The organism is Bacillus cereus group sp. BfR-BA-01347 (genome assembly GCF_022663835.1).
Taxonomy (GTDB): Bacteria; Bacillota; Bacilli; order Bacillales; family Bacillaceae_G; genus Bacillus_A; species Bacillus_A thuringiensis_K.
Genome location: NZ_JAKUGG010000001.1, coordinates 149,876 through 162,008 on the forward strand (window position 1 = coordinate 149,876; position 12,133 = coordinate 162,008).

Below are 12,133 nucleotides of genomic sequence, written 5' to 3' on the forward strand. Positions count from 1 at the left end.
GACTTCTTAATTTGAAACAATCCTGCTATGTGTGCTACAACTTTAATCTCAAAACGTAATGCTAGTAGGAGATTAAGGGTGACTTGAAATTTAACTGTTCGTAATAAAGTCTCGCTTTATGTAGCAGGGAAGTTTGGACCATCTAGCTTTGGATTGCCAGTCTCGGGTTTATTTTGTTGTTTGTTTTGGTTTTTCTTTTTTTCATTTTTGTTCTTTGCCATTGTAATACACCTCCTTTTTGTATTGTTACCATTTCTATAAATGACATACGAAATGATTTCTTTGACGAATAACAACTAGTTTTGTCATGTGGGCAGGAGTGGTGAATCATTCGGCGAAAATACATGACAAAGGAAAAGCAAAGAAGGAGGCGTTTTGTATATGGCGATGGTTCAAAAGGAAGATGTAATGAAAAAAATGGATCAAATGTTAAGTTCTCTCGATTTGCTGGAAATGAATATAGGGATTAGAATGAATCATGCATTAAAGGATGCGAGTGAAAAAATATGCAATAAGATAGAAATAACAGAAATGCATATTGAACATATGGAAAATAAATTAGTGCATCACGAAGAGAAAGGGAATTGGGTAAAGACATTTCAAAACGTCGTAGTGAGTGCATAATAAGGTGGGAAAGTAATGAAAAATGAAGCGTTAATACAGTCTTCAGAAAAACTCATGCAGTATAATAATGAAGCGAATGTAAAAAAGAGAGAACTAACCGAATACGACTTTTATAAGGATATGAAACCGTTTGTAGATATGGTAGATGAGGAATTAAAGAAGTGGAAAGAATTAGCTTATACGTGGATTAAAGAAGAAAAGCCAAAATATATACATGTACAGCAAATTGATCAAGTATACGATAATTTACAAACGAATGTGTTACAATGCTTTGTAAATAAAGGTAAAGGTAAACGATTCTTTGAAACACACCAAGCCATTTCGTATACTTTGCAAAATATAGTTGAGCAATGTAAATAACAAGAGGGAGAGCCCTCTTGTTATTTTTATGCTTCTGTCATTGTTGTGGGTTTTGTTGCGCCGTTTATTTCTAATTCTTTTATTAATGTTCGATAATCTGATATGCATATTTTTCCTTCGAGATACCAATGTCTCGCAAAGTCTAATAATTCATTTACATTCTCTGTGCAATACCCCTTTTTTTGAGAAAACGCTTGTTTTAAATCCCCTAATACCATGTTGATTCCTCCCCCATGAGAATCTTCTTCTTCATTATCATAGCATGGAAGGGTTTTCTTTTTTAATTTTTTAAAAATTTAAACTTCCGACAAAAATAGACAGATACTCCATCACACATATTATTTTATAGGTACATATTATATATGTAGAAACTTATGTGAAGGAGGAGAGAATGCATGTTTCAACAACCTAACGTATATCAGCAAACGAATCCATATGTACAGCAAAATATGTACCAATATAATACGGATACATATTTACGGTATAATATGTATCCTTTCGAGCCTTATTATGGAAATCAAAATTATTATCAACCGTTTGAAGTGTCCTTTATGAATCAAGCTCAACAACCACAACAGCAGCAACCTTATGTGAATCAAGCTCAACAACCACAAGCTCAGCAACCATACATGAATCAACAACAGCAGCAGCCTTATATGAATTCGCAATATTATATGCCACCACCACCATCGCCGTATGCTAATCAACAAGCGATGTTTTATCCACCAAAACAACCGTATCCGACGCAGGGTAAGCAAAAGCAACAACAGCCAAGTCAGTTTTCTAGTTTTGTTTCTCAATTTAAAACATCAGATGGTAACTATGATGTAAATAAAATGATGAATACAGCTGGACAAATGATGAATGCGATGAATCAAGTGACAGGTATTGTAAAGCAAGTTGGAGGCTTTTTTGGTAAGTAATGTTGAAGGATTGTCTATAAAAACAATGTAGATGAAATAAAGGACTAGACAAATTTCCTTGTAATAAATGGGTATATATAACAAACGGCTTTCTCTCTTTTCTCATACTGTAAAGTGTAATCAGATTTTTTTTAACGAGAGAGGAGAGAAAAAACTATGCATCATTGTCATCCTTGCTTTGGAGGGCATAAGCCTACAGGACCTATTTGTACGACTGCTCCTGTCATTCATCCGACGAAACAATGCGTAACACACTCTTTTTCAACAACGGTGGTGCCACACATTTTCCCAACACATACAACACATGTACATCATCAACAAATTAAAAACCAAAACTTCTTCCCACAAACAAATTCAAATGTAAATGTTGTGGACCCAATCGACCCAGGATTCGGCGGCGGATGTGGACCGTGTGGTCATGGTCATCATCATCATCATCACCACGGTCATCAAATATCTCCATTTGGGCCGGGACCGAATGTATCACCGTTTGGACCAGGACCAAATGTATCACCGTTTTTACCAAACAATGTATCACCAGTAGGTCCAAATATCGGACCAAACGTTGGTGGAATATTTAAAAAGTAAATGATATGTTAGAACTAGCGAAATGCTAGTTCTTTTTTTGTAATTGGAGTGTTGATATGAAAGTTATTTCAGTAACAGGATATAAGCCATTTGAACTTGGAATATTTAAAAATGATCATCCAGGAGTGGAGTGTATAAAGAAAGCATTACACCGTAAATTACTCACTTTTGTAGAAGATGGTTTAGAGTGGGTTATAATAAGCGGCCAATTAGGTGTAGAATTATGGGCTGCTGAAGTTGTTTTTGAAATGCAAGTAGAATATCCAGATTTAAAATTAGGGGTATTCACTCCGTTTTTAGAACAAGAAGAAAATTGGAAAGAAGATAATCGTGAATATTACGAATTTATTCTTTCTCAAGCAGACCATGTTGATAGTATCACGAAACGGAAGTATGAAAGCCCAGAGCAATTTAAATTAAAAAATCAATTTTTTATTGAAAAAAGTGATGCGCTTTTAGCGGTATACGATGAAGAAAAACCAGGAAGTCCCAAATATATTGTAGAATCAGCAAAGAAAAAAGGGGAAATAGAAAATTATCACAGTTATTTCATTCTTTTTTCTGATTTACAAGATATAATAGAAGAGGAACAGTGGAATAATGCAGAGTAATATGTAATATAGTACTCGTATATATGATTGACAAAAAGCATTGTTTCTGAAAAAATTTAGTTAATGAAAGTTTTGGTAAAAATTTGAGGTGAAGAAAATGATTTCGGATAAAATTAAATTAACAGCGAAAGATATTTTAGAAAAAGAATTTAAAACAGGTATGAGAGGTTATCAGCAAGAAGAAGTAGACAAGTTTCTTGATATGATCATTAAAGACTATGAAGCTTTCCACAAAGAGTTTGAGCAATTAAAGCAACAAAATGCTCGTTTAAAGCGTGAATTAGAGGAACAAAAACTAGCTGTAACGCAAGTTCCACAACAACCTGTACAAACACCAGTTGCACAACCAGTTTATAACAACACGAATACGGATATTTTAAAACGCTTATCTAACTTAGAAAAAGCTGTATTTGGAAGTAAGTTATACGAATGATGTAAGGTGGGAAAAGGTTTAAGCATTTTACATAGAAAAAAACGTTGCAAAATCTTTTTGTTTCCACTATACTAATGGATGTCATAACGTTTGGGTAATCGCTGCAACGCCAACGTTGTAGAGGAAAGTCCATGCTCGCACGGCCTGAGATGGCTGTAGTGTTCGTGCCTAGCCAATTCATAAGCTAGGGTATTCTGGCTGTAAGGCTGGTTTAACGGCAGGGAAAAAACCTAAGTCCTTTCGGATATGGTTTGACTACCTTTAAAGTGCCACAGTGACGAAGTCCTTGAAGAAATGATAGGAGTGGAACGAGGTAAACCCCACGAGCGAGAAACCCAAATAATGGTAGGGGAATCTTTTCCAAGGAAATGAACGATGGGAAAGGACAGGTTTTATAACCTGTAGATAGATGATTGCCACCGGAGTACGAGGCGTGGGCCGTTTGTAGTACAAAGGAACAGAACATGGCTTACAGAACGTTATGAACCAACTATGAAATAACTCAGCTCTCCTTTGTTAGAGGAGGGCTTTTTATTTGTATGAAGTTATAAAGTATGAGTTAAAATGGTTAATGAGAAAATTTTTCGTAAAATGTAATGATTAATAGGACCAATTGCTATTAATTATTGTTTGAATATACATAAGAGGTGAATGCAAATGGGAAAAGTTACTTTAATTGCAACAGCGGCAATGGGTATTGAAGCGTTAGTTGCCCGAGAAGTTCGCGATCTTGGTTATGAATGTCAAGTAGAAAACAGCAAAGTAACATTTGAAGCAGATGAAAAGGCGATTTGTCGCACGAATTTATGGTTACGTACTGCGGACCGTGTAAAAATTAAAGTTGGCGAATTTAAAGCAACAACATTTGATGAGCTATTTGAAAAAACGAAAGCATTAAACTGGGGAGATTATATTCCAGAGAATGGCGAATTCCCTGTTATCGGTAAATCTTTAAAATCTGAATTATTCAGTGTTTCGGATTGCCAACGTATCGTTAAAAAAGCTGTCGTTGAAAAATTAAAAACAACATATAAACGTACAACTTGGTTTGAAGAAGATGGTCCATTATTCCGTATCGAGATTGCAATGCTCAAGGATATTGCAACATTAACAATTGATGCGAGTGGTGTTGGACTTCATAAACGTGGATACCGTATGGATCAAGGGGAAGCTCCGTTAAAAGAAACATTAGCTGCGTCTTTAATTAAATTAACAAACTGGAAGCCAGATCGTCCATTTGTTGATCCATTCTGTGGATCAGGTACAATTCCGATTGAAGCAGCATTAATTGGACAAAACATTGCGCCAGGATTTAACCGTGGTTTCGCATCTGACGAGTGGGGCTGGGTAGGTAAACAAAACTGGCGTGAAGCTCGTCAAGAAGCTGAAGATTTAGCGAACTATGATCAACGATTACAAATCATTGGATCAGATATTGATCATCGTATGATTCGAGTTGCTCAAGATAACGCAGAAGAAGTAGGCTTAGGCGATTTAATTACATTTAAACAAATGCAAGTAAAAGATTTCACAACAAAAGAGGATTATGGCTACGTTGTAACGAATCCTCCATACGGAGAACGTTTAAGTGAAAAAGCACTTGTTGAACAATTGTACAAAGAAATGGGACAAGTATTCCGTCCGTTAGATACATGGTCAGCATATGTATTAACAAGTTACGAAGCATTTGAGAAGTGTTACGGAAAAGATGCATCGAAGAAACGTAAACTATTTAACGGATTTATCCGTACAGATTACTACCAATACTTCGGAAAACGTCCACCGCGTAATTCATAGTATAAAACTCCTCTAGCACGCATATACTGGCTATTATGTAATGCGTAAAGGAGGAACTAATATGGATAGTTTCCAATTATCAATGATTCAAAAAGCTATTCACCGTACGTATGATGAGCTCGGAAAAGAAGTGGATAGCCAAGGTGTGATTGTAGATGAAATACAAAAAGCACAAGAAGAATATTTGTCAGCTCTTTCACATGAAACAGCGATTGATAAACGGTATTTAAAGTCATTAATATAGAAGAAAATTTTCCTTTTTCGAAAGGAAAATTTTTTTTCGTGCATTTCTATGTATTGTAACAGGGGAAAGTGACTGCATACAAATGAGTAGCGGTTGCTATATCTTTTTATAGAAAAACTTTTTGGTTGGAGGCTAAGGATGTTTACTGAGAAGAGATTACCATTTGAAGTAGGAAAACAAGATAATTTTTATGATAAGTTGAATGAGTGGATTGGAGATGTGTTTTACGACATCCTTCCAGAAAAAGGATTTGAAGAGCGTGATGAACAAATTTTTATGGCGTTTCAATTAGAGCGTGCTTTCCAAGAAAAGAAAGTAATGTTCGCAGAAGCGGGTGTAGGAACAGGGAAAACAATTGTATATCTTCTATATGCAATTTGTTATGCGCGTTATACTGGGAAACCAGCTATTATTGCTTGTGCAGATGAAACGTTAATTGAGCAGCTTGTGAAAGAAGAAGGGGACATTGCTAAGTTATCTGAAGCATTAGGGCTATCTGTTGATGTAAGGCTTGCAAAATCAATGGATAATTATTTATGCTTACGTAAACTTGAAGATGTTATGAGTGGACGAGCTCCAGAAGTAATTGAAGACGTATATTACGAGTTACCACAGTTTGTATTCGATCATGGTACGATGCAAAACTTTACGCACTATGGTGACAGAAAAGAATTTCCACTTTTAAATGACGAAGAATGGTCAAAAGTAAATTGGGATTACTTCCAAGATTGCTTTACTTGTGATTCTCGTCATCGTTGTGGACAAACTCTTTCTCGTGAACATTATCGTAAAGCAGCAGATTTAATTATTTGTTCTCAAGATTTCTATATGGATCATATTTGGACGTACGATGCTCGTAAGCGTGAAGGGCAAATTCCGTTATTACCAGAAAGTAGCTGCGTTGTATTCGATGAAGGACATCTTGTAGAATATGCAGCTCAAAAAGCTTTAACATACCGTTTAAAGCAAACGATGATGGAGCAACTATTAACGAGATTATTACAAAATGATATTCGTGAAGAGTTTGCACATTTAGTAGAAGAAACAATTTGGCAAACAGAGCGATTCTTTGATGTGTTACAAGAAAATAAAAAGGAAATTGCCGGTTCGGATCGTTTAGAAATTACTGTGACAGAAAAAGTAACAGCTGAAGCAAAACGACTTTATGCGAAAATTGGTGAAGTCGGTGATGCATTAGTATTTGAAAGTGAAATGCATACAGTAAATACGTATGATTTAAATATCGTTGATGAACATTTAGATGTGTTAGAACATTCACTTCGTCTGTTCATGCACGAGAAAAATGTAATTACATGGGGCGAAGAAGGTGATGGAGCCTTCACGTTAGTCATTATGCCACGTGCAGTTGAAGAAGTGTTACAAGAGAAAGTATTCTCGAAGAAAATCCCGTATATCTTCTCGTCTGCTACATTATCTAATAACGATTCATTCGCGTTTACAGCAAATAGCTTAGGGGTAAAAGATTACTTATCATTCTCAGTTGCCTCACCGTTTGATTATGAGGAGCAAATGGCAGTAAACTTACTATCGCATACGAAAGAAAATGAATGGGAAAGAAAGTGTCAATATACACTTGAAAATATACAAAAAACAAATGGACGTACACTTGTATTATTCCGTACAACGCAAGAGCTTGCAGCGTTTAAAGAATATGTAAGTAAAGAACAAATGTCAGTTCCGTTCCTATATGAAGGGGATCAAGAAATTAGTCAGCTCGTTTCTCGCTTCCAAAATGAAGAAGAGACTGTACTTTGTGCCGTTCATTTATGGGAAGGTTTAGACATTCCTGGTTCATCATTATCACATGTTATCATTTGGTCATTACCATTCCCTCCAAACGATCCGGTGTTTGAAGCGAAGCGTAAACATGTTAATGATCCGTTCTGGGATGTAGATGTACCATATATGATTTTACGTCTTCGTCAAGGCATCGGTCGTTTAATTCGTACGAGTGACGATAAAGGTGCTATTTCAATCTTCTTATCTGATACAGAAGATGAGAAAGTGATAGAAGCGGTGAAAAACGTACTACCGGTAGAAGGTAAAGAATTATAAGGAGAAAGCTTGGCGCTTGCCAAGCTTTTTTTCTATTATAAAAGGAATTTAGATTTTCATGTCGAATTAAGTTTGAGGTAGAAAAGGGAGGTTTTTATACGATGACAGTAGCTACATATGAAGTAGAAAAACAATTTTTAACATATGTGAAGAAGATACAAAATTACGGAGAAGCATTAAGCTTAATGTTTTGGGACTTAAGAACAGGTGCGCCTAAAAAAGGTGTGGACCAGCGTTCAGAAGTAATTGGTATGCTTTCATCAGAAGTGTTTGCTATGTCGACTTCAGATGAGATGGGAAATTATTTAACAGAGCTTGAAGCTTTAATAAGTGAAGACAAACTTTCTGAAACGACGAAGAAAATGGTTGAAGAGTGTCGTAAAGAATATGATAGAAATAAAAAAATTCCACAAGCTGAATATGAAGCGTATGTGAAATTAGAAGCGAAAGCGGAAAGTGTGTGGGAAGAAGCCCGCGAAAAATCTGATTTCGAAATGTTCCGTCCGTATTTAGAACAAATAGTTGAATTTAAAAAGAAATTTATTACATATTGGGGTTACGAAACATACAAATATAATACATTATTAGATATGTATGAGCCGGGTATTACAGTAGAAGTGTTAGATCACGTATTTGGTCAACTTCGTGAGCGTATCGTTCCGCTTGTAAAAGAAATATCGGAGTCACAAAAGAGATTAAAGACAAGTGCTTTATCAGAACATTTTTCAAAAGAAAAACAAAAGAACTTTACATTAGAGCTATTAAAGCAGTTGAATTATGACTTTGAAGCAGGTCGTCTTGATGAAACGGTGCATCCATTCGAGATTACATTAAATAGAGGGGATGTTCGTATTACGACACGCTATGACGAAAAGGATTTCCGTATGGCTGTGTTTGGAACAATTCATGAATGTGGTCATGCTGTATATGAACAAAATATTGCAGGAAAATTTGAAGGTACACCGCTATGTAGTGGAACATCTATGGGTATTCATGAGTCACAATCGTTATTCTTTGAGAACTTTATCGGTCGTAATAAATCATTCTGGAAGAAAAATTATGATTTATTAAAAGAGTATAGCAATGGTCAATTCAATGATATATCAGTAGATGAGTTTTATGATGCGATTAACGAATCGAAGCCATCGTTCATTCGTATAGAAGCAGATGAGCTCACATATCCGCTTCACGTTATGGTTCGTTATGAGCTTGAGAAAGAATTATTTGATGGTACATTACAAGTGAAAGATTTGCCAGCGGCTTGGAATGATAAGATGGAAGCATATTTAGGAATTCGTCCGGAAAACAATGCACAAGGTGTATTGCAAGATGTTCACTGGGCTGGTGGTTCATTTGGATACTTCCCATCTTATGCGCTTGGTTATATGTACGCAGCGCAGTTTAAGCAAAGAATGTTAAAAGATATTCCGAACTTTGATGCATTATTAGAAGAAGGAAACGTAACGCCAATTCGTGAATGGCTAACTGAACATATTCACCAATATGGTAAAACGAAAAAGCCACTTGAAATTTTAGAAGATGTAACAGGCGAAGGGTTAAATGCAAATTACTTAGCAGATTATTTAGAAGCGAAGTATAAAGAAATTTATGAGTTGTAAAAAAAGAGCTGCTTACTTGCAGCTTTTTTTTATAGGGGGATAGAAGATGGTTTATACATATACAGTAATGACGCAAGAAGAGGCGGAAGAGATTGCATATAACTGGCATTATAAAGGGGAATATTCCTTTTACGATATAGAGGCAGATGAAGAAGATTTAGCTGGATTTTTACATGATGAGAGTAGAGGGAATCATACATTTTCAGTGAAGGAAAATGGCATTCTCGTTGGTTTTTTTACTATTTGTAAAATAAATAATGGAACGGTTGATATAGGTCTTGGAATGAAACCTGATATAACTGGAAATGGATTTGGTTTACAGTTCGTAAATGCTGGACTAGCTTTTATTAAAGAAAAATACGGATGCAATTATATAACGTTATCAGTAGCGACATTTAATAAAAGAGCTATTAAAGTATATAAAAGGGCAGGATTTGAAGCAGTTGGAACGTTTATACAGAAGACGAATGGTAGTTGTTTTGAGTTTTTGAAAATGAATTATATATGTGAAAAATAACAAAAAACAGAAGAGGGTTCTTCTGTTTTTTGCAACTTCATTAACTTTCAGTTGATAGCATGTGTACAGCTATTTCATGCATGTCTTTCAAACCTGACACTTGAGCGTATTCAGCAACAGTAATACTACTCGTTGTTAGAAGTTCGATAATATGTTCATCCATTCTTGACCAAGTTTTACCGCCAGCGTTATCATAAGAGTGAATTAACTTTGTTAGTCCATCCTTTCCAAAGAGTAGATAATGCGATGTGAAATCTATAGATACATCACCTATCCCTACTTCTGTCCAATCGATTAAGCCAGTTACCTTATTTTTATTATCAATCAGGATATGACCTGGATGGATATCCCCATGCTTTACTCCTACGTGAGATGGCCAAAAAGAGTCTTCAGCTAGCCATGCTTGCCAACGATCCCATAAGTTTTGATTGATGTGGTATTGTTCCTTCACTCGATTCATCCTTTGTTTCATAGAAGTTCTTAATTCATTAGCAGTAAGAATTTCAACACCTATACTATTAAATTTTTGCTGAGGTAATGAGTGTAAATTCGCTAAAACTTTTCCTAAGGAAATATAGTATTCAGTTGGTACATCCTTTTCGTTAAAGGTCCATATATAACCTTGTTGTTCTATATCGATAGTAGCGGCAGGAACGCCACTTAGTTGTTTATAAGCAATTAGTTCCTCAGAAAATATAGACCAATCAGGAACTTGGAATTCTGCATGTTTTTTCATGATTTCTAATGCTTCTTTTTCACGTAGAGCATGTCTCATAGATTCTCGTCTACGAGGAATTCGTAGTATCCATTTATCCCCGTTTTGTTCTTTGACGTGTGCTACTTGAAAGTCAACGCCAGATTCATTGATTTCTATTGAATCTTCTAATATATTTAGTCCTTCCTTATTTGCTAATTGTTTCACTTTAAGTGTATTCATTTTGATTTCCTCCAAATGTTTATTTAGATTTCAATGTTTTCATACGTTTTCTGTTACGAATTGTTTCTAACTACATCCATATGATTGAAGTAGCAAGATATAAGAAAATGTAATCATAAAAAAACCACAGACGGGCTTCTGTCTGTGGTTAAGAGTAAACGAGGATATAATGAAAAAACGTCTCTTTTTGTATCAAAAAAATATACGAAAAAAAGACAGATGTATATCTGCCTTTCTTCATATGGAAAGTGTATTCTTCCGTTGAAGATTATTAAAAATGTGCAGACTAATCCCGTTTACTCTGCTTTATGAAAACAGAGCCTTTGAACATATTAAGTTACTTATTGTTCAAAGTTTGCTGACGTAGTCTTCCTGCATGCATCATCTTTAACAATCCTCCTTTTAATAGTATAGTGTTACTATACTTTGTTTATAAGTAAACATCAACAAAAAATACTAGATGTAATATGTAAAAACGAATTAAATAAAAATTTACATTCGGAAAATAGAAGAAATGATGTTAGCTTTTATAATTGGAAGTTTTGGAAGAGGATTTGTATTAGTAGCAAATAGTAAGTTTAGCAAGGAAGGTAGAGGTAAGCATGGTTACAATTAAAACGAAAAATGAAATAGATTTGATGCACGAATCCGGGAAGTTACTTGCTTCATGTCATAGGGAAATTGCAAAAATGATGAAACCAGGTATTACGACAAAAGAAATTAATACGTTTGTTGAAGCATATTTAGAAAAGCATGGTGCAATATCTCAGCAGAAAGGATATAACGGGTATCCATATGCGATATGTGCATCTATAAACGATGAAATGTGCCATGGGTTTCCGGTGGATGTACCTTTAACTGAGGGCGATATTGTAACAATTGACACGGTAGTAAACTTAAATGGTGGTCTTTCAGATTCTGCTTGGACGTATAGAGTTGGAAATGTTTCTGATGAAGCAGAAAAGTTGTTGTTAGTAGCTGAGAATGCTTTGTATAAAGGGATTGATCAGGCGGTAATTGGTAATCATGTAGGAGACATTGGCTATGCAATTGAAAATTATGTAACAAATGAAGGTTTTTCTGTCGCAAGAGACTTTACGGGACATGGAATCGGTAAAGAGATTCATGAAGAACCAGCAATTTTTCATTTTGGGAAACAAGGACAAGGGCCTGAGCTGCAAGAAGGAATGGTAATTACAATTGAGCCAATTGTAAATGTAGGTATGCGATATTCGAAAGTAGATTTAAATGGATGGGCTGCAAGAACGATGGACGGGAAATTATCAGCGCAATATGAGCATACAATTGCGATTACAAAAGATGGGCCAATCGTTTTAACGGCGCTTTGAAATAATATGTAAGAGTTTACAAAACTCGAACGAAAATGATATTTTGATAAAATTT

Annotated in this window: 15 protein-coding genes and 1 other RNA gene; 13 read left to right on the forward strand and 3 right to left on the reverse strand. The window is 35.3% G+C overall.

Annotated elements, in window-relative coordinates; genetic code table 11:
• Window positions 1–116: 116 nt before the first annotated feature.
• Window positions 117–296 carry a hypothetical protein gene (locus tag MR143_RS33135; RefSeq protein WP_001987054.1) on the reverse strand — a complete coding sequence of 60 codons (180 nt, stop codon included), beginning with the start codon at window positions 294–296 and terminating at the stop codon, window positions 117–119.
• A gap of 85 nt (window positions 297–381) precedes the next feature.
• Between MR143_RS33135 and MR143_RS00805 the strand changes: the two genes are divergently transcribed.
• Together MR143_RS00805 and MR143_RS00810 are read left to right on the forward strand one after the other, a co-directional pair.
• Window positions 382–624 carry a hypothetical protein gene (locus tag MR143_RS00805; protein ID WP_001252036.1) on the forward strand — a complete coding sequence of 81 codons (243 nt, stop codon included), beginning with the start codon at window positions 382–384 and terminating at the stop codon, window positions 622–624.
• Window positions 625–639: 15 nt separating this feature from the next.
• Entirely contained in the window at window positions 640–984 is a 345-nt protein-coding gene (locus MR143_RS00810; protein ID WP_000786940.1) for a YppE family protein, read from the forward strand.
• Between the two features lie 26 nt (window positions 985–1,010).
• On the opposite strand, the gene MR143_RS00815 is transcribed toward MR143_RS00810, so the two are convergent.
• Entirely contained in the window at window positions 1,011–1,202 is a 192-nt protein-coding gene (locus tag MR143_RS00815) for a YppF family protein (protein ID WP_000242653.1), read from the reverse strand.
• Between the two features lie 177 nt (window positions 1,203–1,379).
• On the opposite strand from MR143_RS00815, the gene MR143_RS00820 reads away from it, so the two are divergent.
• The 10 genes from MR143_RS00820 (at window position 1,380) to MR143_RS00865 (ending at window position 9,792) form a co-directional block, all read left to right on the forward strand.
• The gene (locus tag MR143_RS00820) at window positions 1,380–1,907 is read left to right on the forward strand and encodes a YppG family protein (protein WP_000487630.1); all 528 of its coding nucleotides are present in this window, start codon (window positions 1,380–1,382) and stop codon (window positions 1,905–1,907) included.
• A 156-nt stretch (window positions 1,908–2,063) separates the two neighbouring features.
• Window positions 2,064–2,495 (forward strand): CotD family spore coat protein, encoded by a 432-nt coding sequence (locus MR143_RS00825; RefSeq protein ID WP_000546272.1) that lies wholly within the window; start codon window positions 2,064–2,066, stop codon window positions 2,493–2,495.
• A 56-nt stretch (window positions 2,496–2,551) separates the two neighbouring features.
• Entirely contained in the window at window positions 2,552–3,106 is a 555-nt protein-coding gene (locus MR143_RS00830) for an SLOG family protein (protein ID WP_000864832.1), read from the forward strand.
• Window positions 3,107–3,203: 97 nt separating this feature from the next.
• Window positions 3,204–3,539 (forward strand): cell division regulator GpsB, encoded by a 336-nt coding sequence (gpsB, locus tag MR143_RS00835; RefSeq protein ID WP_000622431.1) that lies wholly within the window; start codon window positions 3,204–3,206, stop codon window positions 3,537–3,539.
• A gap of 86 nt (window positions 3,540–3,625) precedes the next feature.
• Window positions 3,626–4,016, forward strand: an RNA gene (gene rnpB / locus MR143_RS00840) — RNase P RNA component class B.
• A 180-nt stretch (window positions 4,017–4,196) separates the two neighbouring features.
• On the forward strand, window positions 4,197–5,336 hold the full coding sequence (locus MR143_RS00845) for a THUMP domain-containing class I SAM-dependent RNA methyltransferase (RefSeq protein WP_000521224.1): 1,140 nt from the start codon (window positions 4,197–4,199) through the stop codon (window positions 5,334–5,336).
• Window positions 5,337–5,397: 61 nt separating this feature from the next.
• Window positions 5,398–5,580, forward strand: coding sequence for a DUF3921 domain-containing protein (locus MR143_RS00850; RefSeq protein ID WP_000376898.1), 183 nt, complete (start codon window positions 5,398–5,400; stop codon window positions 5,578–5,580).
• Between the two features lie 138 nt (window positions 5,581–5,718).
• Entirely contained in the window at window positions 5,719–7,656 is a 1,938-nt protein-coding gene (locus MR143_RS00855; protein ID WP_000493698.1) for an ATP-dependent DNA helicase, read from the forward strand.
• 101 nt (window positions 7,657–7,757) lie between these two features.
• The gene (gene ypwA / locus MR143_RS00860; RefSeq protein ID WP_000215094.1) at window positions 7,758–9,275 is read left to right on the forward strand and encodes a carboxypeptidase; all 1,518 of its coding nucleotides are present in this window, start codon (window positions 7,758–7,760) and stop codon (window positions 9,273–9,275) included.
• A gap of 46 nt (window positions 9,276–9,321) precedes the next feature.
• The gene (locus tag MR143_RS00865; protein WP_000263213.1) at window positions 9,322–9,792 is read left to right on the forward strand and encodes a GNAT family N-acetyltransferase; all 471 of its coding nucleotides are present in this window, start codon (window positions 9,322–9,324) and stop codon (window positions 9,790–9,792) included.
• A 40-nt stretch (window positions 9,793–9,832) separates the two neighbouring features.
• On the opposite strand, the gene mphL is transcribed toward MR143_RS00865, so the two are convergent.
• Complete coding sequence (gene mphL / locus MR143_RS00870) at window positions 9,833–10,729, reverse strand: macrolide 2'-phosphotransferase MphL (RefSeq protein ID WP_001094257.1); 897 nt, start codon at window positions 10,727–10,729, stop codon at window positions 9,833–9,835.
• Between the two features lie 602 nt (window positions 10,730–11,331).
• Between mphL and MR143_RS00875 the strand changes: the two genes are divergently transcribed.
• Window positions 11,332–12,078 (forward strand): type I methionyl aminopeptidase, encoded by a 747-nt coding sequence (locus MR143_RS00875; protein ID WP_000256351.1) that lies wholly within the window; start codon window positions 11,332–11,334, stop codon window positions 12,076–12,078.
• The last annotated feature ends 55 nt before the right edge of the window (window positions 12,079–12,133 follow it).

What these genes read in the sequence shown, in the direction of transcription:
- MR143_RS00805 (WP_001252036.1), top strand. Translation starts at nt 382, where the DNA reads ATGGCGATGGTTCAAAAGGAAGATGTAATGAAAAAAATGGATCAAATG.
- MR143_RS00810 (WP_000786940.1), top strand. Translation starts at nt 640, where the DNA reads ATGAAAAATGAAGCGTTAATACAGTCTTCAGAAAAACTCATGCAGTAT.
- MR143_RS00815 (WP_000242653.1), bottom strand. Translation starts at nt 1,202, where the DNA reads ATGGTATTAGGGGATTTAAAACAAGCGTTTTCTCAAAAAAAGGGGTAT.
- MR143_RS00820 (WP_000487630.1), top strand. Translation starts at nt 1,380, where the DNA reads ATGTTTCAACAACCTAACGTATATCAGCAAACGAATCCATATGTACAG.
- MR143_RS00825 (WP_000546272.1), top strand. Translation starts at nt 2,064, where the DNA reads ATGCATCATTGTCATCCTTGCTTTGGAGGGCATAAGCCTACAGGACCT.
- MR143_RS00830 (WP_000864832.1), top strand. Translation starts at nt 2,552, where the DNA reads ATGAAAGTTATTTCAGTAACAGGATATAAGCCATTTGAACTTGGAATA.
- gpsB (WP_000622431.1), top strand. Translation starts at nt 3,204, where the DNA reads ATGATTTCGGATAAAATTAAATTAACAGCGAAAGATATTTTAGAAAAA.
- MR143_RS00845 (WP_000521224.1), top strand. Translation starts at nt 4,197, where the DNA reads ATGGGAAAAGTTACTTTAATTGCAACAGCGGCAATGGGTATTGAAGCG.
- MR143_RS00850 (WP_000376898.1), top strand. Translation starts at nt 5,398, where the DNA reads ATGGATAGTTTCCAATTATCAATGATTCAAAAAGCTATTCACCGTACG.
- MR143_RS00855 (WP_000493698.1), top strand. Translation starts at nt 5,719, where the DNA reads ATGTTTACTGAGAAGAGATTACCATTTGAAGTAGGAAAACAAGATAAT.
- ypwA (WP_000215094.1), top strand. Translation starts at nt 7,758, where the DNA reads ATGACAGTAGCTACATATGAAGTAGAAAAACAATTTTTAACATATGTG.
- MR143_RS00865 (WP_000263213.1), top strand. Translation starts at nt 9,322, where the DNA reads ATGGTTTATACATATACAGTAATGACGCAAGAAGAGGCGGAAGAGATT.
- mphL (WP_001094257.1), bottom strand. Translation starts at nt 10,729, where the DNA reads ATGAATACACTTAAAGTGAAACAATTAGCAAATAAGGAAGGACTAAAT.
- MR143_RS00875 (WP_000256351.1), top strand. Translation starts at nt 11,332, where the DNA reads ATGGTTACAATTAAAACGAAAAATGAAATAGATTTGATGCACGAATCC.